Genomic DNA, 22,833 nt, shown 5'->3' with positions numbered 1-22,833 from the left:
GAGTACCACGACGGCGTCGTCCCCGGCGTCGACCGGCCGTGGCGGTGGCCCCGCGCGATCCACCGGCTCCGCACCTAACCCCGGGCCGTCCCGGTGCCCGTCGTCTCCTGAGCGGCTCCCCACCCCGGGACCGGCCGCTACGCGCTCCCCTCCAGGGGGAGGTCGTAGCGGATGAAGCCGTTGTGGCGCGCCACCTTGTCGTACAGGGCGCGGGCGGAGGCGTTGTCCTCCTTGGTCGTCCAGTACAGGCGGGCGGCGCCGCGGCTTCGCGCCTCCCGGGCCACCCGCTCGATCAGCGCCCGCGCCGCGCCCCGGCCGCGCGCCGACTCGTCCACGAACAGGTCCTGGGGGTAGCAGGAGTCCGCCATCCAGAAGGTGGCGTGGAACAGGTGGTGCGCGATGCCGACCAGCCGCCCGTCCAGCCACGCGCCCAGCCCGTGCAGCTCCCCGCCGGCCGGCAGCCGCCGCCAGGTCTCCTCGTACAGCTCGTCGGGCACCGGGGTCCGGTAGAACGCCTTGTAGCCGCGGGCCAGCTCTTCCCAGGCGGCGCGGTCCTCGGGACGCAGGGGCTCTGTGGTGATCACGGCGCCCATCCTCGCACCGCCCCTCCGGCGCCCCGCCCGGCCCGGCGGACCCGGTGATCGGCTTCGGGAGGGGTCCCGACGCCGAGGCCGCACCATGCGGGCACCCGCACTCGTTCCGGTCCTCCGCCCGTACACGTCCGTACCGGAGGGGACCCCCGACCCCACCACGTACATGACCTTCCACAGGACCGCGGCCCGGCGCAGGCCCACGAGTCGCGCACCGGCGGGCTCGTCACCGGCAGGAACTCCGGGCCGGCGGCACGAGCCCCCCGCCGTGATCATGGGGAGGGGTCCCGGAAGGGGGCGCGCACCCTGGTGAGTGCGCCGTGCGCGTGTCGACAATCAGGCGACGACCGGACGAACCGAGGAGACCAGCGATGCCCCTCTCCACCAGCCTCGCGCGCGGTGTCGCGCCCGCCGCGCCAGGCACCCTGCACGCCCGCACGGTCACCGGCGACCTCAGCGCCCCGCCCCGACCGGGCCTGACGGTCCGCTTCGGGCGCGGCGAGAAGCCGGACGTGGACCTGGGCGTCGGCGTGGACGACCTGCGGGTGAGCCGACGGCACGGCGAGCTGACGTACCGCCGGGGGCAGTGGTGGCTGCGCAACACCGGGCAGCAGCTCGTCCGGCTGCCACGCGGCCGGATGATGCACATGAGCACCGACCCGATCCCGCTCGCCCCCGGCTACACCCCGCTGTTCGTGAAGGGCTCCGGCTACCGGGAGCACCTGGTCGAGCTGTACGTGGCGGACCACGGCGACCAGGGGCCGGTGTCACGGCGGCGCGCCGACACGCTGCGACCGGAGATCTGGCCGCTCGACGACGACGAACGGCTGCTGCTCGTCGTCCTCGGCCAGCGCTACCTGCTGTACGAGGAGGACCCGCGGCCCCTGACCTACGCCATGGCCGCCAAGCAGCTCGCCTACCTCCGCCCGGACGGCAACTGGAACGAGCGCAGGATCGAGTACCGGATCGAGGCCGTGCGCCGCCGCCTGCACCGCACCGGCTTCAGGTACCCGCTGATGCACGACAAGTCACAGGGCCGCCCCGCCGACAACGGCCTGCTGCACAACCTGCTCAAGGGACTGGTGGAGTCCACCACGCTCGTCCCGCCGGACCTGGAGCTGATGGAGGACGACGACGCCTGGCCGGACGCCGAGTGCTGACGGACGGACCCGCCGCCCCGCCGGGGGCGTCATCGCGCGCGCAGCGCGGCGGCGGCGGGTCGGGCGAGGGCGGTGGCCCTCGCGCACAGCTCGTCCTCGGGCCGGTCGCCGGTGACGTACAGGCGCAGCATCTCGGCGTACGTCTCGGTGCTCCGGCCGTTGTACCGGCGGTACTCGACGAAGACCGTGCAGGTGTCCTTCCCGTTGCCCTCCGGCACGACGAAGGCGTCGTACCCGCTCATGGTGACGGGGGTGCCGTCCGCCGCGGTCTTCGGCTCGTCGCGGAAGAAGGCCAGCTCCGCGTCCACGTCGTCCTTGCCCTGCCACTCGCAGCTCCAGTTCCCGGCGCCCGCCTCCGGCGACCCGGCCGCCAGCTCGGGGACGGCGGACAGCGCCCGCGCGTCGATCAGCGCGCAGGCTTCCGCCCAGGCCAGCGAGGTCCGTGGGTAGGCCGAGGAGCGGCGGGGGAGCGGGCCCCGGTCCAGGACCGCGGCCGCGCTCCGGGCCGCGGTACCGGCGACCGTGCACAGCGTCGCGTTGCCGCCGTCCACGGTGCCGTCGCCCACCTGCGCGCGGACCCCGACGACGAAGCCGCCGGCTTCCCTCTCCGGCGTCAGCAGCTTCCCGCACTCCTCGCTCTGCGGCTGCTCGTCGGTGATGCTGATCGTCCCGACGGTCTCCTCCGGCTCCCCCGACTCCGGCTGCGCACCCCGGCGCAGGTGGACCGACACGTCGATCCGGGTCTCGCTGTCGGACTGGACGAGCACGTCGCAGCGGTCGAAGTTCCCGTAGTCCCAGTCCACCCGGGCGTCGCCGAAGCGGCTGAGGGCGTCGGTGTCCACCAGGGCGCACATGTCGGCGGTGCGCGGATCGCCGATCAGGGCCCGCGGAGCGCTCGTGGAGGCGCTCCCCCCGCCGCGGCTCGGGCTGGACCCGCCGCCGGCCTTGCCGTCGTCACCGCCGCCGGGGATGACGACGAGCCCTAAGGCCAGCGCCGCGGCGGCCACCAGGGCCCCGGCGAGCAGCGGCCACCGCCCCCGCAGGCGCCCGGCAGGCCTGCCCCGCGGGGGGTTCGGCCCGGACCCGGCGACGGCCTCCAGGAGCAGCTTGACCTCGGCGGCGCTGGGACGCTGGCACGGATCGCGCCGAAGCATGGCGGTCAGCACCGGGTACAGCGGTCCCACGGCGGCGGCGTCCATCTCCACGAGGCCCTGCTCCGCCTTCCAGTACCTCAGGCGCGCGCTGTCCTCGCTCTCCCCGACCTCCCCGCGGCCGCCGCTCCCGGGCCCGCCGCCGCGCGGCGGCGCGCCGGTGACCAGCGCGTACAGGGTGGTGCCCAGGCAGAACACGTCCGAGGCCGGCCGGGGGACGTTGCCCCGGGCCAGCTCGGGCGCGGCGTAGTCCGGGGTGAAGCTGAACGGGCCGTTGGCCGTGATGGTCTCCGTGCCGCCAACCCGGTACGCGGCGCCGAAGTCCAGCAGCTTCGCGGTGCCGCGCCGGGTGAGGCCGATGTTGGCGGGCTTGACGTCGCAGTGGACGATGCCCGCCCGGTGCAGGGCGGCGAGCGCGTCGGCGAGCTGGGCGCCGACGCGGGCGGCCTCCTCGGGAGACATCGGCGGCCGCCGGTCCAGGCCGCCGCCGGGCACGTACTCCGTGATGAACCAGTACGTCTCCGGCTCGTCCCCCTCCTGCGGCGCGGTCACGACGTCGAACAGCGTCACGACATGGGGGTGGTCGCGGAACTTGGCCATGGCGCGCGGCTCGCCCAGCAGCCGCCGCACGGCGGTCTCCCGGTCCCCCTCGATCCGCTCCGGTTTCAGCGCCACGTCCTGCCCCACCACCGTGTCGTGGGCCAGCCACACGTCGTCGCACCGTCCGGCGCCGATGACCTCCTTGAGGACATAGCGGCCGGCGAAAACCTCTCCGGGTCGCACGGTTTCCCCCCTCATCCGGGTCCGTCAACGCGCACGCGACACGCCCGCGCGCGAACCGAACCTACTGCCTGTGACGAGCTGTGCGCATTCTCTGCCCGGAGCCTGCATCAGACGTCCCCATATGCCCCGGCCGGAGTGCCTTCGGGAGGGGTCCCGGACCCGGCGGCGCACGATGGGCGGCACACCCGCTCCACGACAGGGGGAGCCGGATTCTGTCAGGGTGCCATGGGGGGTGGCGCGTGACTCGGTCCCACCGCCGTCACCGGCGGCTCGTTCACAGCGGGGCAGCCCTGCCCGCCCCGCCGACGCGGCACGGCGGAGGTGCGCGGTGGACATGACGGCCGTCGCGCTGCGCGACATCGCGGGCCCCCGCATGTACCGCGTCAACGCGTTCCGCGTCACCGGGCTGCCGACCGACGCGGACCGCAGGACCGTGCGGCAGCGCCGGCAGCAGGTAGCCGCCCGGCTCGACGTCGGCGCCGACGCCGGCCTCGGCCACCGCCTGCCCGTCGGGCCCGACGACGTCCGCACGGCGTTCGACCGCATCCTGGAGGACCCCAGGTGCCGGCTGGTGCACGAGGTGCTCTGGCTGTGGGGCCCGGCGGACGGCGCCCCCTGCGGCTGCACCCGTTCGCTGCACCGCGACCACGACGCGGCCGTCCGGGCGCACAGCGCCGCCCTCGACCTCGAGGTGGAGGGCGGCGCGGAGCCCGGCGCCCTCGACCGACTGTGGTCCGAGGCGTCGGAGCGGTGGGCCCGGCTCCTGCGCCGCGCCGCCTTCTGGGACCACGTCAGGCACCGCATCGAGGCCCTCGACGAACGGCAGTTGGACGAGTCGTTCATCGACACGCTCCGCGCCAGGATGCCGGAGCACCTGCTCACGCCGCTGGTCGAGCTCGCCTCGGCCGCCGTCGCGGATTCGGCGGACGAGGCGGGCAGGCTGGCCGGCCGAGCCCGCGGCTGGCCGCTGGTGCCGCCGCGGGCGGTGGACGACGCCCTGGAGGAGGCGGCCGCGCACCTGTACGACGCCGTGGCCGCGGCCCTGGACAAGGCCGTCGCCGAGCTCGACGCGGACAGACCCGGGCAGGCCGCCAGGGTGCTGTACGAGCGGGCCGTGCCGGCCCTGAAGAAGCTGGAGGCGCTCGTCCCGCACGGCCGCCACCGCCGCACGGCGGGCGCGCGCGACGGCGCCGCCGTCCTGTTCAACAACTGCGCCGCCAAGCTGATCGACGACAGCGGGCCCGCCGCGGCCCGCGACGCGCGCCGGTGGCTCGGCACGGCACGCGAACTGGCGTCGGATCCGCGCGGCCTGGAGTCGATCCGGAGCAACAGCGCCACGCTCGACCAGATCGTCAGGACGTTCGACCTGCTCAGGGCGCGAGTGGACGAGCTGGTCGCCATCGGCCGCCCCGACGTGGCCAGGGGGTTGCTGCTCGACGCCAAACGGCAGTTGCGCGGCGGCGGCGGGACCGCGGAGATCGACCGGATGCTGGCCGGTCTCGGCACCCGGCCGGCGCGGCGGCAGCCCGCCGGCGCGGCGGACCTCGACCGGTTCCTCTCCCGGGAGCCGGACGACGACACCCTCGATCGGTACTTCGACGTCATGGGCCTGCCGCGCCCCGGCGCGGACACCCGCGGCCACGGCCGCCGGGGGCCGGTGCACGGCGGGGTCCACGGCGGGTACGGGAGCCTGTGGGACGACGCGGTGACGGCCCTCGCGTACCTCCTCGACGGCCTGCGGGACGGCGTGCGCCCGATCGTCAAGCCCGCGGTGGTGCTCGCGCTGCTCGCCGGCCTGATCTGGACCTGGTACCGCATCGCCGAGCACACCCCCGCGCCCGCCACCTCCCTCGTCCACGCGGAGAAGGTCGCGGACAACGTCCCGGTGGGCTCGTGCATCGAGTCCAGGGCCAACTGGCGGGGCGAGAGGGCCGAGGCGCCCGTGGTCCCGTGCGAAGAGCCGCACCGGGGCGAAATCCTCGGCTACGCGCGGCTCGGCGCGGTGCCCTCCCCCTACCCCGGCGACGACCAGGCCGAGGCGCTGGCCCGCTTCTCGTGCGGGCTGCTGCTCGCCCGGCAGGGCCTGCCCGCCGAGCAGTACACGACCGACCACGTACGCGGCGGCGCCGAGGACTGGAACACCGGCGGGAAGGCGTACGAGAACTACGCGACCTGCGTCCTGCACCGCGCCGACGACAAGCCGCTGCCCCGCGAGCGGCTCACCGACCCGGGCCGCGGGGCCGAGGACGCGGCCGTGCGGATGAGCCTGGCCGGCCCGCGGATCCGGCAGAACGCCCCGGTGGGCGGTTGCCTCGCGGACCGGCGCGGCTGGGACACCTCGCGGCACGACGTGCCCGTGGTGCACTGCTCCGACCGCCACTGGGGCGAGATCCTCGGCTACCCGGTCCTGTACCGGCAGGGCGACCCCTGGCCGGGCGACAAGGCGGTCTCCGCCGAGGCGGAGAGGGCCTGCGCCCGGGTCGCGGACGAGCGGGAGCTGCCGTCGGGCTTCCGCGTCAACGTCTCCTATCCGGCGCGCGCCTGGTGGGACGACCCGAAGGCCCAGCTCTACGCGGTGTGCGTGGCGAGCAGGAACGACGACCTCCCGTTCTCGGGAGGGCTCGGGTGAGGTATTCGGCAGGGAAGGAGACGGGGATGGCCGTGCGGGCCGCGTCCCTGCGCCACGGCGGTGCCGCCGGGGTGACGACGTGAGGCGGCCGGTGCCGCCCCGGTTGGCGGAGGAGCTGCGGCAGCGCGGCCACCACCGGGCGTTCCGCATCGGGCCGCCGCCGTTCCGGGTGCCGCCGCGCGACGAGCCGGAGCGGCCGCCGGCGGCCGTCACCGCGGCGGCGACGGAGCCGGCCAGGGACGAGCCAGGGGCGACGTCGCCGGACTCCCCGGAAGCCCCGGCCTCCTTGGACGACAAGGCGCTCGCCGACGCCGCCACGAACCTGTGGCGGGCCCAACGCAGGCTCGCCAGGCCGGGGGAGGCGCCGTCGAGGCGCTCCCGGCAGACCGGCCGCTACCTGCGGGCCTGCCTGGACGCGCTGACCGAGGGCGGACTGGTCGTGCAGGACCACGAAGGCGATGCCTTCCACAGCGGCCGCTCCCTGGAGGTCATGGTCTTCCAGGACGACCCGTCGCTGACCGAGGAGACGGTCCTGGAGACGGTCCGACCCACGATCTACCTGCACGACCGGCGCATCCAGATGGGCCGGGTGATCGTCGGCTGCCCCGTCCGGGACGACGGGGCCCCGCCCGGGGCGGACAAGGACGCGGACAAGGACGCGGACAAGGAGAGGACCGGTCATGCGTGACACCCGGGACACCATCGACTTCGGCATCGACCTCGGCACCACCAACAGCGCCATCGCCGTGGTGAAGGACGGCGGGACGATGGTCATCAAGAACGTCGACAACTGGGACATCACGCCGTCCGCGGTGTGGCTGCCCAGGCGGGACGCGGTCCACGTGGGGCTGCGGGCCAAGGCCCAGGCGGAGCGGGACCCGGACAACGCCGCGGCGGAGTTCAAGCTGGAGATGGGCCTGGCCGACGCCCGCAGGACCTTCGCCCGGGCCGGCGTCTCCCTGACCCCGCAGCAGTTGTCGGCCGAGGTGCTCAAGTCGCTGCGCGCGGACGCCGAGCACCGCTGCGGCGCACCCCCGGACGCCGCGGTGATCACCGTGCCCGCGGCGTTCGCCCTGAACCAGAACAAGGCGACCAGCGAGGCGGCGGCGCTGGCCGGCTTCGACGCGGCGTGCCCGCTGGTGCAGGAGCCGACGGCGGCGGCGTTCGCCCACGGCTTCCAGGAGGCGGGGGACCGGGCGTACTGGATGGTGTTCGACTTCGGCGGCGGCACCTTCGACGCCGCCGTGGTCAGCAAGCGCGACGGCGACCTGCGCGTGCTCAACCACGCCGGAGACCCCTACCTCGGCGGCAAGCTGATCGACTGGGCGCTGGTCGAGCGGGTGCTGGCGCCGTCGGCCGCCCGCGAGCTGGGCTGGAGCGGCATGCGCCGGGACGACCCGCTGTGGCGCCCGGCCTTCCTGGCGCTCAAGGGCGCGGCCGAGGAGGCGAAGATCCAGCTCTCCCGCCGCGACCGCGTCGACATCACCACCGAGATCGGCGACGGCCGGGGGAACACCGAGACGTTCGAGTACACGCTGCGCCGCGACGAGCTGGACGCGATCGCCGAGCCGTACTACGCGCGGGCCGTCAACCTGTGCCGCAAGGCGCTCAAGGACGCCTGTCTGGACGCGGACGACATCGACCGGCTCCTGCTCGTCGGCGGCGTCACCCTCTCCCCGGGGCTGCGGGAGCGGCTGGCGGACCCGCGGCACGGCCTGGGCGTCGAGCTGGACACCAGCCTCGACCCGACCACCGTGGTGGCCCGCGGCGCGGCCGTCTTCGCGAGCACGATCCGCCGCCCGCGGTCGCCGTCCGCGCCCGCCGCCCCCGGGGAGTTCGGCGTCGAGCTGTCCTACGAGCCCAGCGTCACCACCCTGCGGCCCACCGTCGCCGGACGCCTGCGCGGCCCGTCGGCCGAGGACTGGACGGCGTACTCGGTGCGGCTGAGCAACCCGCGGGGCAGGCCGCCGTTCCACTCCGCCCGCATCCCGCTGAACCCGTCGGGCGCCTTCGTCACCGAGGTGGACATCGACCCGCACACCACCTCGCGCTTCACCGTCGAGCTGACGGACCGGACGGGGGCGCGGTGCGGGCTGACCCCCGACACCCTGTCGTTCACCCACCGGGACATCGAGTTCGGCGGGGTGCGGCTCGCCCACTCGCTGGGCATCCAGCTCGCCGACCAGGTGTTCGCCCCGCTGGTGCGCAAGGGCGCCACCCTGCCCGCCACGGTCCGCGAGGTGTTCCGCACCTCCGCCCCGCTGGATCGCTCCGACGCGGACGCGGTGATCCGCATCCCGGTGGTGCAGGGCGAGCGCGGCCGCGCGGACCGCAACCGCGGGGTGGGCGTGCTGGAGATCCGGCCGCGGGACGTGCGGATCGACCTGCCCGCGGGCAGCGAGGTCGAGGTCACCGTCGAGGTGGACACCTCCAGCCTGGTCACGGTGGTGGCCGACGTGCCGCTGGTGCAGGCCCAGTTCGAGGCCGAGATCGACCTGGACAACGTCACCACCGCGGCTCCCGGGCAACTGAGGCAGCAACTGGAGGAGGCGGAGGGCCGGCTGGCGGCGCTGCGCGGCACGGCCACCGCCGTGGGCTCCGCCGACGCGGAGCGCCGCCTGGCCAGGCTCGACGAGGAGGGCACCGTCGCCACGGCCCGCGACCAGGTGCTCGCCGCCGCGGTGGACGTCGGCGCCGCCGCGGCGGCCGAGGAGCGCCTGCGCGACCTCCACGCGGAGCTGGACGACATCGCGGACGCGGTGGGCCTGCCCGGCCTGGTGCGGGAGCTGCGCGGCATGCTCGCCGAGGGGGAGCAGTTGGTCCGCGGGTCCGGCGACGTCGCGGACCGACTGGAGCTGGAGGACCTGCGCGGCCGCGCCGAGGAGGTCATCGGGGCGCAGGACTCGGCGGCGGTGCGGGCGCTGATCGACAGGACCGGCCGGTTCCTGTTCGAGCTGGAACGACGCAGCCCGGACTGGCCGGTCCGGCTCTTCCACGCCCTGCTGGACATGCTCGCCCCCTCCGGCCGGGTCGGCGCGCTGGCGCGGGAGGGCGAGCGCGCCATCGAGGCGAACGACAGCCGGGCCCTGGACGCGGTGAACCAGCGCATGATCCGCCTGCTGCCGAAGCACGAGCAGAACACGATCGTCTGGCTGGGCAGGGCATGAGCGAGCGACCGCACACGGCGGTGGAGCCCCCGCCGGCGCTGAGCCGGGCCGCCTCGGCCGCCCGCGCCGGGGACCTGGACCTGGCGGCCCGCATCCTCCGCGAACCGGACCGACCCGGTGAACCCGGCGGGCCGGGCGGCGGCGCGGCGGGCACCCTGGCCCTGCTCGACCTGCGGGCCAGGGTGCACGCCCAGCGCGGCGAGCTGGCCGAGGCGGACGCGTGCTGGGCCCGTGTGCAGGCCCTGGCCCCCGACGACGCGGACGCCGCGGCGGGCCGCCGCACCATCGCCGAGATCCGCTCCGGCCGTCTGCGGGCCCGCCCCGCCGTCCGGCCCCGCCGCGCGGTGGTGGCCGCCGCGGTGGCGGGCCTCCTCCTGGCCGGCGGGGGCGCCTGGCTGGCCTCCGGCGCGGACACGGGCGCGGAGGGCGCGCAGCGCGGCGCGCCCTCCGGCACCGATCGGCTGCGGGAGGAGCTGCACCGGGAGACCCGGCGCGCCGACGCCCTCCAGGGCCGCCTGGACTCCGCCGAGACCGCCGCCGCGGCGGCGGCCGGCCGCCGGGCGCGTGTCCTGGACGCCGTCGAGGAAAGGCTCGCGATGCCGGGCGTGTTCCTCCGGCGCGGCGACGCGAGCGTCACCGTGGCCTTCGGGACCGGGCTGTTCCCGCACGGCACGGTGATCACCCGGGAGGGCGCGGCGCTGCTGGAGAGGATCGGCCGCGGGCTCGCGGACATGGAGGTGACGACGACCGTGACCGGCCACACCGCCACCGTGCCCGGGAGCCCGAGCAGCGGCGGCTCCGCCCTCGCCCTGGCCCGCGCCCGAGTGGCGGTGGACCACCTGTCCCGCGAAGGCGGCCCGCCCCTGACGGCCTTCACCCTGACCAGCGGGGACCAGCGCGGGGCCCCGTTCCCCGACGCCCCCAGGAACCGCACGGTGACGCTGCTGGTCACCCCGGACGAGCGCCCGGCGGCGCACTGACGCCGGAGACCGCGGGCACCGCCCGGCGTGCATACCCTCCCGGGGACGGGGCACCGACGCGGAGTGCCGCGGCGCCTCGCCGACGGCGGCACCCGGACCCGAGGAGGAGGCAGGGATGAGCCGGACGGACGACACACACGCACCCGGCGGCCGGATCGTGGTGGGCGTGGACGGCTCGGAGCCGTCCGCGCGGGCACTGCGCTGGGCGCTGCGCCAGGCGGAGCTGACCGGGGGCGTCGTCGAGGCGGTCGCCGCCTGGGAGTACCCGCAACACTTCGGCTGGGGCAGTGTGCCCTCCCTCGGTCCCGACGAGGTGGGGACCTTCGAGGAGGCCGCCCGCCGGGCGCTGGAGGAGACGGTGGGGAAGACGGCCGGCCCCGAGCCCGGCGCGCGGGTCCGCACCCGGGTGGCGCACGGCCAGGCGGCCCGGGCCCTGCTGGACGCCGCCGAGGGGGCGGCGCTGCTGGTGCTGGGCAGCCGCGGCCACGGCGGCTTCGCGGGCGCCCTGCTCGGCTCGGTCGGGCAGCACTGCATCCAGCACGCGCGCTGCCCGGTCGTGGTGATCCGCGGCGAGCCCGCCGAGGAGGAGCGGCCCTGAGCGCCCGCCGGGCCGCCCGCTGCCGTGCGGGCGGCCCCGTGCGAGCGGCTCAGCCGGCGGCCACGGCGTTCGGAGCGCGCCGCGTCCCCGGATCGCCGGGCACCGGCTCGGAGGCGTCCGCGCCCAGGCCCACGATGCGGTTGTCCGCGTCGACGTGCACGATCCTCGGGCGCATGCTGCGGGCCTCGGCGTCCTCCACCTGGGCGTAGCTGATCAGGATGACCAGGTCCCCGGGGTGCACCAGGTGGGCCGCCGCCCCGTTGATGCCGATGACGCCCGAGCCGCGGCGCCCCTCGATGACATAGGTCTCGAGCCGGGCCCCGTTGGTGATGTCCACGATGTGCACCAGCTCGCCCGGAAGCAGGTCCGCTGCCTCCATCAGCTCGGCGTCCACCGTCACCGATCCCACGTAGTGCAGGTCGGCCTCGGTCACGGTGGCACGGTGGATCTTGGACTTGAACAGAGTACGCAGCACTTTGGACTCCTGGAAGACGGCTCCCTGCCTGCTTTGCGCAGGTCAAAGGCGGTCTTTACTCTACACGGGCACGCGTCGGAGTCGACGATTGTGAGGAACGTCGCTTCAGTCCGGGGAGAAGGCTCACTGCCTGCACTTTCACGCGAACCAGGCTGTTGCGACGCCGCCGACGAGGCGTCTGCTCGGACATCCGTCTCGGAATGTGAGGAGACTGATGCCGATCGGATGCTCACTCACCTGGCGGCAGATCAGGCAAGTGAGGGACACGGGAGACGGACTTCCGAAGGGCTGGGCCGACCGGAGATGAAGGCGGCCGCGGCTGTGCGGCCGCCTTCACACCTCTGCTTACGCTCGGGCCCAGCGTTGGTTGACGCCGGTGTGGCAGCTCCACACGATCACCGCAGCGCCGTTGGCGGTGCTGCCGCCGTCGACGTCCAGGCAGAGTCCGGTCTGGACGTTACTGACGGTTCCGTCGGTGTTCACATTCCATTGCTGGTTCGCGCCGCCGGTGCAGTCCCAGATCCGTGCTCGGGCACCGGAGGCGGCGTTGCTCGGCACGTCCAGGCATCTGCCCATCACCCGCAGGGTCTGTCCGGTCTGAGTGAACTGCTGGTTGGTGCCGGTGTGGCAGTCCCAGATGATCATCTGGGCGCCGTTGGACGAGGTGGCACCGCTGACGTCCAGGCAACGGTCGGCGGACTGGCTCCGCAGCCGGAATGTGGTCGGGTCCGGAGGAGTCGGGTTCGGGCCGACACTCGTGAAGAAGCTCCAGATCTCTCCCTTGACCCAGCTCCTGGCGCCGCTCTCACAGCCGGCGCACCCGTCCACGGGGCCTTGCTGGTGACCTCCGTCGAACGCGGCCCAGACGACCGGATACCCCTCTCGGCAGCCCGAGTAGGCGGTGGTGATGTGGGTGCGGCTGCCCGACGCGGGCTCCGGCGGGTTCTGGGGAGTGCAGCCGTTGTTCCTGACGAACCTGTCCCGCATCCCGCGACCGGCGCCGATGTTGTCGTTGATGCCGTGGATTCCCATGTACGCGAAGGGCTGGGTGCCCCCGCTGCACCCGCTGATCCCCCCGGGCGCGGCTATCGCGGCGACCGCACGGAAGACGTTCGGCCTGGCACATGCGAGTGCGTAGCTCATGGCTCCGCCGTAGCTGAAGCCGAGGGCGAAGCGCTGCGTGGTGTCGACACAGAGGTCGTTGTCGATACGCCTGATCATGTCGTCGACGAAGGTCACGTCCTCGCCGCCGGAGTTGCCCCAGCCGTTGTTGAGGCCCTGCGGAGCCACGAAGATCGCGCTGTTGTTCGCCAGTCGCCGGAGCCCGTAGTGGGCATAGACATCGCCATCGCTTCCGCCGCCGGCGACCTGCCCGGCGGTGCCGCCCAACCAGTGGAATCCGAAGACCAGTCGGTGTTGGCGGGTGTTGTCGTAGTTCTCAGGGATGCTCAGGATGAAGGAGCGATTCTTACCGCCGCTTTGAATCGTGTGCGTACCGCTCGTCAGTGTGGGGGCACGTCCGCATCCGGCGGTCCCCGCAAGGGTGGTTCCGGCGGTGGGCGACGTGTCGGCCGCGACGCTGACTCCTGCCATGCCGGCCATGGCCAGAACGAGCAATGCCGCCAACACGGCTCGCCCGAACAACCATCTGTGGATCGATATCATGCGACTCCCTCGCTGCTCGGTGACATGGCTCTGACTGGTCGGTGGGACCGCAGTTCGCCCTGGGGCTGGATGCGGTGGAGTTGGAATCGCTGGTTGGTGCTGCCAGTGGCTGCCCACGGGGAGACGCGGGCTCCGTCGGCGGTGGCGGCCTCCCACACGTCCGGGGCGAGGCCGCTCTGCCGGTTGACCGGACTGATCACACCACCGCCGTGGTGGACTGTCCGCCACTGCCGGCAGCCGGGCGAGCCGGCGCGGAGCTTGCCCTCTCCGCGCCGGCCCCCTCCCAGATCGCTCGCGCAGCGAGCATGTCAGCGTCATGCCGCTGCCGTGGCGCCTGGAAAGCCTCGCTCCCCGGCTTCGCCCGAATCCCCGGTCGGCAGGTGGAGTTGGTCTGGGTGAGTGGCCCCGCCCGCCACGGCAGGGGGATGGTCGGCACCTTTCGCAGTCGGAGCCACATCACTGTGTGGGCACCGGCAATCCGTGGATCGCTTTTGGCTTCCCCCGGTCACAGGTCATGAATGGGGAACGTCACGGGTCGACGACCAAAAGACTGACAGATTGACATGGTCCATTCAAGAGGGAGTCGTCGATATTTGCGGGCTTGAGCCGTCGTGCAACCAACCGGAGAAGCAGGACTGTTGACGGCCACCCCTCATAACCTTTTCCGACGGCGAATTGGAGTGACAGACGTGTGTGAATCGCGGCAGTTTTCGTTATCGGCGACCGGCTTGAACAGTCGCATTCGCGTTCGCCGTAGTGCCGAAACACCATGGCCGACCGCGCCGGCGAGACGGGAGCAGCGCCAGGGCGACGATCAGTCGCTCAAGGGGTACCAGTCCGTCGGCGGCCCGGCCGCAGTCCGCACAGGATCGGGTGTGCCGGGTGATGCGCTTACGCCACAGCGTGCTCGGTACGCCGTCCCAGCCCCCCAGCGCGGCGGTCAGATGTGGGCACCGGGGACTGGCTTCCAGCGCGGCGACGAGTGACCGGCTCAGCTCCAGTTGGTTGCGCATCCGCTGGACGCGCACACCCGCGTGAGCCACGCTCGTGCCCAGCGCCGCCGCGAGCTCCGCTCTCGTCAGTCGGCCCGCGGTCTCCAGCGACCACAGCGACAGCAGCGCTCGGGCGTCCGGGTCGAGCCATCGACTGGCGCGTACGGCCTTTCGGCGATGACCGGACAGCTCGACGTGGATCAGGGCCAGGTTCTCGGCGTCGGCGTCCGGCGGGTCGGTCATCTCGTCGAGGGGGGCCGTCCGTTCGGCGTCCGCCTGCCGCCGGTGCAGATGGGTGCTGATCTGTCGTGTCGCGATCGTGGCCAGCCAGGGCCGGAAGCACTCCGGGGCGCGCAATGTGCGCAGCTCGGGAAGGACCCGCAGCATCGTCTCCTGCACCACGTCGTCGACGTCCGCGAGCTCACCCAGTGCCCTGCGCACGATCGCGTATACCAGCGGCAGGTACGTCGCGGCCAGGTCGTCGAGCGCTCGTGGATCGCCGGCCTGTGCGGCGACGACCAGGTTCGGCTCGTCGGCTCGGCCGGCTCGCTCCACGAGCCCGTACACGTTGCCTCGGGCGAGGCCGCCCCAGGTGCCGCGCACCTCGCCCCCGTCGGGCTCGCACGCACGATCGACTCGGGTGCGGCCGGCTGGCAGTGCTTGGTGGCCCATCATCGCCCCAGCCATCCGCCATCAACGGGAAGAACGATGGCGTTGACGTGGTCCGACGCCGGGGAGACGAAGAACACCGTGGCCCCGGCGGGATCGTCGGCGCGTCTCCAGCGACCGGCCGGGATCCGGCCGAGGATCGCCTGGTCGCGCTGGGGGTCCGCGCGCAATGCCTCGGTGTCGTCGGTGGCGGTGCAGCCCGGTGCGATGGCGTTGACGTTGACGTCGTGCCCGCGCCACTCCTTCCCCAGGGCCGGTGCCTCGGCGGCCCGGCTCTCGATCTCGGGGGTGCGGGCCCCGTGGTGGACAACCGCCTTCATCGATCCTCCATCCTCATGGTGTCGAACGTCGCTTCCGCGGTGGATCGGCACGGTCCAGGAGTGACCGCGAGCAGCCGCCGGCCGGCCTGCTCCGGCCGTATGTGCGGTCCGTCGGCTGCGTGTGCCGTGCCCTGAGGGGCCGCGGTCAGCACCGTTTCGTCGATCCGGATGCCCAGGCCCGGCGTGTCGCCGAGCACGAAGGCGCCGTCCTCGACGTGCAGGTCCATCGCGACGCCGATCGGCGGCTCCAGGCCTTGCAGTTCGCTGACGAGGTGGTTGGGCACCGACGTCGCGGCGTGCAGCAGCGCGACAGGTGTGTTGCCGATCGGGCTGACCGGCAGGTCGTAGGCGTGCGCCAGCGCGGCGACACGCAGGAAGTGCGTGACTCCCCAGACCGCGGCCGTCTGGACGACGTCGACGCCTCCGGCCGCGATCAGCGGGCGGAACTGCTCAAGGCCGGTGAGGTTCTCCCCACTGGCGACCGCCGTCCGTACGCCACGGCTGACAGCGGCCAGGCCGTCGGCGTCCCAGCGCCGGACCGGCTCCTCGATCCAGGTCAGGTCGAGTGTGCGTTCCAGTTCGGCGACGTGGCGTACCGCCTGTTTGCGGCTCCAGGACTCGTTCACATCCAGCATGAGCCCTGGCCGGGTCCCGTGCGCAGCCTCGGTCAACACCTCGCGTACGAGCGACAGCCGGTGCCGGTCACACTCGATGTCCAGGCCTCCCTTGAGCTTCGCCGCCCTCAGCCCGCGTTCGGCGTAGACCTGGTAGGCGGCGACGAGCTCGTCGTCGGTGAGGCCGATGTCCAGGCCGGAGGCGTAGGCGTGGACCGTGCGGTCGTTGCCGCCGAGCAACCGCCACAGCGGCTCACCCGCGGTCTGTGCCTTGATGTCCCACAACGCCGTGTCGAACGCGCCGATCGTGCCGAACACCACGCCGGCATGCCCGGCTTTGAAGGTGTGCCGCAGCATGCGGTCGTAGAGGGACGTCACCGCGCGCGGGTCCTGGCCGTCGATGGCGGCGAAGATCGCCTCGGCTTCCACGTGCGGTCCCAGGCCGACTCCGGTGATCCCCTCATCGGTCTCGACGATGACGACCGGCACGGGCACGACGCCGTCGGCGTAGACGCCGTTGGCGTCACCGACAGGTCGGCCCCATCGCTGTGCCGTCGTCAGGGTTCTGTACCCGGTGATGCGCATGCGTCATCCCTTCGTCGCGCCGGCCGTCACGCCATCAGCGATCTGGCGCTGGAGGAACAGGTAGGTCACCAACACGGGGAGCCCGGCGATCAGGACACCGGCTGCGAAAGTGGGGATGTCGGCGGAGTACTGGCCGCGCAGCGAGGTGATGCCCACCATCAGGGTGCGGTGGTCGGCCGACGGCATCATCAGCAGCGAGATGAGCACGTCGTTCCAGCAGAACAGCGCGTCGAGGATGCCCACCGACAGCAGCGCCGGGGCACCCATCGGCAGCATGATCCGCCGGTAGACGCCGTACAGGGTGTTGCCGTCGATCCGTGCGGCGTCGACGAGCTCGGTGGGCACCGCTCGGTAGTAGCTCGTCAACAAGAAGACGGTGAACGGCAGGAACTGCGCGACGTAGGCGAGGATCAGCCCCGGATAGGTGTCGATGAGACCACCGTCGGCCATGATCCTGGCCAGCGGCACCATGATCACCTGGAACGGGATGAACAGCGCCGCGAGGCAGACCAGAGTCAGCGCGGACGAGCCGCGGAACCGCACCTGGGCCAGCGCGAACCCGGCCATGGACCCGATGAGCAGCAACAGCGCCACGGCGCAGGTCACCACGATCACGGAGTTGAGGAAGTACCGCCCCATGCCGTCGCTGTTCCACGCGGCGCTGAAGTTGTCCCACCTGAGAGTGCTTGCCAGGGAGAACCGGTCGAGGATGTATTCCCGGCGGGTCTTCATCGCGACGTTGACGGTGAACAGCAGCGGGTAGATCGTGGCCAGGGCGAGGAGCGCCATCGGCACGGCGACCGGCCATCTGCTCCGTCCCAGGCGGGACATCAGTCCTCCCTCCCCGCCCGGCGCAGCAGGCCCACCTGCAACAGGCCCACGACCAGCATGATGAGGAAGAGGACTGTGGACGCGGCCGACGCGAGCGCCGGGCGGCTCATCTGCCCCTGTTGGACCCAGATGTAGTACTCGGGCAGATAGGTCGACCCTTCCGGGCCACCACTGGTCATGACGTAGAGCAGCCCGAACATCGAGGTCAGCATCCCGATCATCGTGGTGACGACGACGAACTGGATGGTGCGGGACAGACCCGGGATGATGACGTGCCAGATCATCCGCGCGAGCGAGGCGCCGTCGACCCGGGCGGCGTCCAGGAGCGCGGGATCCAGGGTCGCGAACCCGGCCAGGAACACCACCAGCGCCATCCCTGACGTCGCCCAGATGTGCACGCCGACGACGGTGAACATGGCCACGTCGGGATCGCCGAGCCAGTCCACCGGGCCGAGCCCCAAGTCGCCGAGCACGGCGTTCAGCGGACCGTCGAAGGCCAGGAGCAGGTTGAAGATCGCTCCGACGATCACCGGTGAGAGCACGGCCGGGAAGAAGTAGACGCTCCGGAAGATCCGGTGTCCCGGCACCCGCAGATGGATGAAGGTGGCGAGCAGTCCCGGGATCGCGACCGCGACCGGCAGCAGCAGCACCAGCAGTCCGACATTGCGCAGCGCGGTGCGGAACAGCGGGTCGTCGATGAGCTCCGCGTAGTTGTCGAACCCCACCGTGGCGCCGTTGCGTTCGCCGTCACCGGTGAAGGAGAAGTTGACACCCACTCCCAGTGGCCAGAGCCGGAGCACCACGATGATCAGGACAGCGGGAGCGACCAGGATGTAGGGGGCGAGGCGGTCGGCGCGCCGACCGCCCCGGACTCGCGGAGCCTTCGACGCAGGCCCGCGGCCGTCTACCGCCTCACCTGCTCGCGCCCCGTCGGTCCGCCCTGCATGAGCAGCGCGGTTCGACGAACCAATGGGTGACATGGCCTCAGCCCGCCTGGTCGGACGCCGCAAGCTGCTTGACCGCCGCGTCGACCGTGACCGATCCGCTCAGCAGTTGCTGAGACAGCCGCCCCATCAGGTCCAGGGTCTTGGACGACAGCGCCACGTGCAGGGCGGGCTTGCCACGGTCGATCTCGGAGCCGATGGTGGCGACGGCTGGGCCACCGCCCGAGACGTCCACGGTGCGGTCGGCCGCGACGGCGCCCGCGTCGGTGTAGAACGACTTCAGTGCGTCGGTCGAGGTCAGGGAGCGCACCAGGTCGGCGGCGGCCTCGGGTTCCTTGGTCCACTTCGCGACGGCGTAGCCGATGCCGCCGTCGTAGGGAAGGCTCGGAGTGGCACCGGCCGTGACGACCGGCGCCTTCATGACGCCGACATCGTCGGCGTCGAGGAACTCGGCGAAGTCCTTCCAGTGCCCGACGTCCGACATCAATCCGATGACGTGGGCGGCCTTGTTGGACTGGAACACCGCGAACGCGTCGTTGAACATCGCCGTCGAGTTCGCCCCGTCGTTGTTCAGGCCTTTGTCGTTGACCTCCTTCCAGAGCGAGAAGATCCGCTTGACCGCCGGTGAGGACCAGTCTCGTTCACCGGCGATCCAGTCGTCGTACTCCGTGGGCGACAGGGTGCCCGAGCCGAGCCCGGACAGGAAGAACTGGATACCGATGCCCTCCTTGTTGCCCTGCGCGAAGCACCTGGCACCGGTCGCCTCGGTGATGGTCCGGCAGTCGGCGACGAACTCGTCCCAGCGGGTGGCCGGCTGCTCCGGGTCCAGCCCTGCCTTCCGGTAGAGCGACTTGTTGTAGTAGATCGGGTGACCTTGCAAGGTCACCGGAGCGGCGTAGGTCTTGCCGTCCTTGGTGAAGGCCTCCCACCCGGCCAGCCGCTCCTTGTCATCGAGGACGTACTCGTCCAACGGCAGAAGGGAGTCCGCGCGGTCGCGGATCTGCCCGCCGCCGTTGAAGAGCATGACGTCCGGCCCCTTGCCGGCCTGGATGGCGGCCCCGAGCAAGGTGTAGTACTGCTCGTACGGCTGCGCGACGAACTCGACCGTCACGCCGGGATGCTGCTTGGCGAAGTCGGCCTTGGCCTTCTTGACGTACGAGGACGCCGTGGCGTCGCCGGACTTCCAGTCCCATACGACGAGCTTGCCCTGCGAACCACCGGACGCCGAACCCGGGTCGGAGGCGCTTCCGCAGCCGGCCAAGACGACGAGCCCGGCACCCAGGATCGCCGACCACAGTGTTCGCTGCTTCATTGCTGCCCCACTCTCCTGAGGTGTGCCGGCTGCCCGGCAGTTGAGCTTGAGGAGAAACGCAACTCGTATGACGTATGTAACTCGTATGACGTATGACGTCAACCGGATGGCGTATAGTTGGCGGGCATCCGTGGTGCGGCACGGGTCCCTGGGGGGGTCTCATGACGGCAGTACCGCAGTCATCCGCAGGGGCCTCCGGGGCTCCCGCTTGGAGCCGGCGCCCAGCGAACCTTGCCGCCGCCGTCACAGCTGAGCTGGTGGAGCGGATCGTTCGTGGAGTCCATCCGTCCGGTTCGCCGCTACCCCCCGAGCCCGTGCTCTGCGAGACCTTCTCGGTCAGCCGCACCGTGGTCCGCGAGGCGGTGAAGATACTTCAGGAGAAGGGGCTGGTGCAGGTCCGCCAGGGCGCCGGCACGATGGTCACCCCGCCGGAGAAGTGGAACATGCTCGACGAGCTGGTCCTCGGCGCGACCATCGCCGAGGACGAGAGCCTGGCCATCCTCGATCACCTCGTCGCGACCCGCCGCGCGCTGGAGTCCGACATGGCCAACGTCGCCGCCCGCTTGGCGAACGCCGAGGTGATCGACCATCTGCGCAATCTGGTGGAGCGGATGGACGAGCTCGTCGACGACCCCGCGTCGTACCACGAAGGGGACCGGGCGTTCCACGACACCGTCATGCAGGCGTCGGGGAACCGCATCGGCCGTGCCGTGGTCCGCTCGCTGGAGCGCCAGGTCATCGACTCGGCCCGCTACATGGGCCGGACCGGCCGCGCCTTCTGCGTCGCGTCCAACCACGGCCATCGGCGCATCTACGAGCGGATCGCCGCGCACGATCCCAAGGGCGCGGCCGAGGCGATGTTCACCCACATCACCGAGGCATGGGTGGTGCGCCGCAGGGGGCCGGAGGAGCCGACCCGGCTGCGGCGTTAGAGGCGAGCCTCGCTCGCGGCCCACGGGTCCTGCCGCGAGCGAGGCCGACGCATTCCGCTAGCGCAGTGCCCACTGCTGGTTGGTGCCGCCGTTGCATGACCAGAGGATGGCCTTGGTGCCGTTGGCGGTGCCGCCGGCGTTGGCGTCGAGGCACAGTCCGGACTGGACGCCGGTGATGGTGCCGTTGGGGTTGACGTTCCACTGCTGGTTGTTCTGGCCGTTGCAGTCCCAGATGATGACCGCGGTGCCGTTGGCGGTGCCGCGTCCGCTGGCGTCCAGGCACTTGCCGCCGTGGACGGTCAGTTGTTTGCCCGCGGTGTGGGTCCAGGTCTGGCCGGCTGCGCCGGTGCAGTCCCAGAGTTCGGTCTGGGTGCCGTTGGTGGTGCCGGCGCCGGGGACGGTCAGGCAGCGGCCGGACTGCGCGCCCACGATCTGCTGACCCGTGGGCGGCGGGGTGGTGCCCTGCGGTCCGGCGGACGCCATCACGTCCTGGGCGCCGGAAGGCCAGTTGCCGTTGGTGACCGTGACATTGCCGGAGACCACGTTGCCTCGGTCCCCGTTGGTGATGTTCGTGCTGCCGTTGGTCGACCAGTTGTTGGTGACGGTCCAGTTCCCCATGTTCTCGCCACCCCAGTAGTTGGCCGTCGCCCACGTACCGGTGTTCGAGAAGACATTGTTGGTGGCCGTGTAGTACTTCGACCCCTCGTCGAAGTACACCCCGAAGTATCCGTTGGTCCGCAGGCAGTGGTTCCGGCTGATCTGCGCGCCCGGGTTCCATCCGAGCGTGTAGATGCAGCCGCCGTCGTTCATCTGCTGCATGACATCGTGGATGTAGTTGCCGATGAGCCGGTTGTTGGACGCGGTGGTCGGTGTCGTGTAGCGCGGCTGGTAGTTGTACAGGCCGCGGTTGGCATAGTGGGTGCTGCCGCCCGCGTCGTTGGCGCCCCAGCCGTACCCGATCGACATGCCGGAGTACGGCATGTTGTAGACCTCGTTCTGGGCGACGGTGCTGTTGGTGACGTACGTGGTCAGGACGGAGACGATGCCCCGGTAGTCCGCCCCGAGGTCGTGGATGCGGTTGTTGCTGATCGTGATGTCCCTGTTGACCATGCGCTGGTCGCTGGGGTGGTGGGCGTCGGCGCGCACGCCGCCCACGAGGATGCCACCGGCCGAGCTCCGGGCGATCTCCGACCGGGTCACCGTGATGTTGCTGGCGCCCAGGCCGACGCCGCTGGCGTGCGCGTTGGCGTCGTTGCCGATACCGATGGCCGTCTGGCCCAGGTTGACGAACCGGGAGTCGCTGAAGGTGATGGTGTTGGCGGCGGAGACCTGCACGGCGGCCGGCATCTGCTGCCAGTGCGGCCGGGCGGCCTCGAACTGCGCGCAGCCGTTGTGGCAGGAGTCGAAGCTCGGCCAACTCCAGTTGCCGGAGATGTACGCGCCGGTCTGCTGGTCCACGTAACCCTGGTTGCTGCTGGGGCCCAGCCAGCTCGTACCGGTGAAGGTGATCCCGCTGAACGTGACGTGGTGCGCCGGCTCGCTGTACGTGCCCCCGACGCTCACCAGCGACTGGAGCCTCGGCAGTTCCACGCTGGCGGTGCTCATGTTCTGCCCGGCCCGGGGGATGTAGTACAGGGATCCGGCCGTGGGGTTGAGGTACCACTCGCCGGGCGAGTCCAGGAACTCGTACGCGTTGGACAGGTAGAACGGTCCGGCCCGGTGCGGCCGCATGAGGGTGTCGTAGCCGAAGTTGTTGTTGTTCCACGCCGGCTGCTGCATCGTGATGAAGTTCGAACTGATGCTCTGCACCGGGGAGTACCGGTCGGTGAAGGAGTTGACGCTCTCCACCTCGATCCGGCTCTGGCCGGCCAGGTTGTTGAGATAGCTCAACGCACTGCTCGAGAACCTCAGCCCGGCGCTGGAGGCCGTGAAATCGGCCCTGTTCACCTGTGTGCGTGCCCGGGTGGCGACAGCGCCGTCGACATAGAGCTGCCGGGCGTCGAGACCGGCGGGCACGTCGGCCTTCCAGATGTTCCTGGACGCGTCCGCCACCGACCAGCCGGTGACCGCCCGGGCACCGGTGATCACCGGGCGCGCCGACGGGGCGGCCTGCCACACGACCGTGTGGCCGCCTGAGCCGGAGTCCTCCGCCGTCAGCCGTAGGGGTTGGGTCAGCCGGTACACACCGTCGGCCAACTGCACCACGATGTCGTCCGACATGGCGTCGTTGAGCGATCGCACCGCAGCCTGCGCGGCTGTCAGTGAGCACGGCTGCGCGCTGGAACAGTCGGTGCCGGTGCCGGACGGCGAGACGTACAGGGTGTGGGGAGCCGCGGCCGCGGGCGCGGGGAACGCCATCACGGCGGTCGTCATCAGACCGACTGTGGCGGCTGCGGCCAGCAGCCGCCTTCGTATTGTGAGAGTTGTGAACACCTT

The 22,833-nt window shown here is 72.0% G+C and carries 19 protein-coding genes; 7 read left to right on the top strand and 12 right to left on the bottom strand.

What is annotated here, in order from left to right; translation table 11 throughout:
• Nucleotides 1–137 precede the first annotated feature (137 nt).
• Complete coding sequence (locus ACYVO2_RS19820) at nucleotides 138–680, bottom strand: GNAT family N-acetyltransferase (protein ID WP_461009222.1); 543 nt, start codon at nucleotides 678–680, stop codon at nucleotides 138–140.
• Nucleotides 681–961: 281 nt separating this feature from the next.
• Here ACYVO2_RS19820 and ACYVO2_RS19815 point away from each other — a divergent pair, with 281 nt between their 5' ends.
• A complete protein-coding gene (locus ACYVO2_RS19815) occupies nucleotides 962–1,750 on the top strand; it encodes an FHA domain-containing protein (RefSeq protein WP_461009221.1) in 789 nt (262 codons plus the stop codon).
• Nucleotides 1,751–1,779: 29 nt separating this feature from the next.
• Here the strand turns inward: ACYVO2_RS19815 and ACYVO2_RS19810 are convergent, their stop codons facing one another.
• Nucleotides 1,780–3,684: a serine/threonine-protein kinase gene (locus ACYVO2_RS19810; protein ID WP_461009220.1), complete on the bottom strand. Its 1,905-nt coding sequence runs from the start codon at nucleotides 3,682–3,684 to the stop codon at nucleotides 1,780–1,782.
• 334 nt (nucleotides 3,685–4,018) lie between these two features.
• On the opposite strand from ACYVO2_RS19810, the gene ACYVO2_RS19805 reads away from it, so the two are divergent.
• From ACYVO2_RS19805 to ACYVO2_RS19785, 5 genes are all read left to right on the top strand, one after another.
• A complete protein-coding gene (locus ACYVO2_RS19805; RefSeq protein ID WP_461009219.1) occupies nucleotides 4,019–6,313 on the top strand; it encodes a hypothetical protein in 2,295 nt (764 codons plus the stop codon).
• A 79-nt stretch (nucleotides 6,314–6,392) separates the two neighbouring features.
• Nucleotides 6,393–7,001, top strand: a complete 609-nt coding sequence (locus tag ACYVO2_RS19800) for a hypothetical protein (RefSeq protein ID WP_461009218.1) — start codon at nucleotides 6,393–6,395, stop codon at nucleotides 6,999–7,001.
• Nucleotides 6,994–9,480 carry an Hsp70 family protein gene (locus ACYVO2_RS19795; RefSeq protein ID WP_461009217.1) on the top strand — a complete coding sequence of 829 codons (2,487 nt, stop codon included), beginning with the start codon at nucleotides 6,994–6,996 and terminating at the stop codon, nucleotides 9,478–9,480. Before ACYVO2_RS19800 ends, ACYVO2_RS19795 begins: the two co-directional genes overlap by 8 nt.
• Complete coding sequence (locus tag ACYVO2_RS19790) at nucleotides 9,477–10,460, top strand: hypothetical protein (RefSeq protein ID WP_461009216.1); 984 nt, start codon at nucleotides 9,477–9,479, stop codon at nucleotides 10,458–10,460. Before ACYVO2_RS19795 ends, ACYVO2_RS19790 begins: the two co-directional genes overlap by 4 nt.
• A gap of 115 nt (nucleotides 10,461–10,575) precedes the next feature.
• Nucleotides 10,576–11,058, top strand: a complete 483-nt coding sequence (locus ACYVO2_RS19785; protein ID WP_461009215.1) for a universal stress protein — start codon at nucleotides 10,576–10,578, stop codon at nucleotides 11,056–11,058.
• Between the two features lie 49 nt (nucleotides 11,059–11,107).
• Here the strand turns inward: ACYVO2_RS19785 and panD are convergent, their stop codons facing one another.
• From panD to ACYVO2_RS19740, 9 genes are all read right to left on the bottom strand, one after another.
• A complete protein-coding gene (panD, locus tag ACYVO2_RS19780; protein ID WP_461009214.1) occupies nucleotides 11,108–11,533 on the bottom strand; it encodes an aspartate 1-decarboxylase in 426 nt (141 codons plus the stop codon).
• A gap of 345 nt (nucleotides 11,534–11,878) precedes the next feature.
• Entirely contained in the window at nucleotides 11,879–13,198 is a 1,320-nt protein-coding gene (locus ACYVO2_RS19775) for an RICIN domain-containing protein (RefSeq protein ID WP_461009213.1), read from the bottom strand.
• Nucleotides 13,195–13,485 carry an RICIN domain-containing protein gene (locus ACYVO2_RS19770; RefSeq protein WP_461009250.1) on the bottom strand — a complete coding sequence of 97 codons (291 nt, stop codon included), beginning with the start codon at nucleotides 13,483–13,485 and terminating at the stop codon, nucleotides 13,195–13,197. Before ACYVO2_RS19770 ends, ACYVO2_RS19775 begins: the two co-directional genes overlap by 4 nt.
• Nucleotides 13,486–13,911: 426 nt before the next feature.
• On the bottom strand, nucleotides 13,912–14,793 hold the full coding sequence (locus ACYVO2_RS19765) for an RNA polymerase sigma factor (protein WP_461009212.1): 882 nt from the start codon (nucleotides 14,791–14,793) through the stop codon (nucleotides 13,912–13,914).
• Between the two features lie 68 nt (nucleotides 14,794–14,861).
• Nucleotides 14,862–15,179, bottom strand: a complete 318-nt coding sequence (locus ACYVO2_RS19760) for an SDR family oxidoreductase (RefSeq protein ID WP_461009211.1) — start codon at nucleotides 15,177–15,179, stop codon at nucleotides 14,862–14,864.
• Complete coding sequence (locus ACYVO2_RS19755) at nucleotides 15,176–16,378, bottom strand: mandelate racemase/muconate lactonizing enzyme family protein (protein ID WP_461009210.1); 1,203 nt, start codon at nucleotides 16,376–16,378, stop codon at nucleotides 15,176–15,178. The genes ACYVO2_RS19760 and ACYVO2_RS19755 overlap by 4 nt, the downstream gene beginning before the upstream one ends.
• Before the next feature lie 3 nt (nucleotides 16,379–16,381).
• Nucleotides 16,382–17,209 (bottom strand): carbohydrate ABC transporter permease, encoded by an 828-nt coding sequence (locus ACYVO2_RS19750; protein WP_461009209.1) that lies wholly within the window; start codon nucleotides 17,207–17,209, stop codon nucleotides 16,382–16,384.
• On the bottom strand, nucleotides 17,209–18,009 hold the full coding sequence (locus ACYVO2_RS19745) for a carbohydrate ABC transporter permease (protein WP_461009249.1): 801 nt from the start codon (nucleotides 18,007–18,009) through the stop codon (nucleotides 17,209–17,211). Before ACYVO2_RS19745 ends, ACYVO2_RS19750 begins: the two co-directional genes overlap by 1 nt.
• A 184-nt stretch (nucleotides 18,010–18,193) precedes the next feature.
• On the bottom strand, nucleotides 18,194–19,465 hold the full coding sequence (locus ACYVO2_RS19740) for an ABC transporter substrate-binding protein (protein ID WP_461009208.1): 1,272 nt from the start codon (nucleotides 19,463–19,465) through the stop codon (nucleotides 18,194–18,196).
• 161 nt (nucleotides 19,466–19,626) lie between these two features.
• On the opposite strand from ACYVO2_RS19740, the gene ACYVO2_RS19735 reads away from it, so the two are divergent.
• On the top strand, nucleotides 19,627–20,397 hold the full coding sequence (locus ACYVO2_RS19735) for a FadR/GntR family transcriptional regulator (protein WP_461009207.1): 771 nt from the start codon (nucleotides 19,627–19,629) through the stop codon (nucleotides 20,395–20,397).
• A gap of 57 nt (nucleotides 20,398–20,454) precedes the next feature.
• On the opposite strand, the gene ACYVO2_RS19730 is transcribed toward ACYVO2_RS19735, so the two are convergent.
• Nucleotides 20,455–22,770 (bottom strand): RICIN domain-containing protein, encoded by a 2,316-nt coding sequence (locus ACYVO2_RS19730; RefSeq protein ID WP_461009206.1) that lies wholly within the window; start codon nucleotides 22,768–22,770, stop codon nucleotides 20,455–20,457.
• Between the last annotated feature and the right edge of the window lie 63 nt (nucleotides 22,771–22,833).

The organism is Streptomyces capparidis (genome assembly GCF_054782095.1).
The sequence above is the reverse complement of the archived record's forward strand: the minus strand, read 5'-3'. Positions and strand labels throughout refer to the sequence as shown.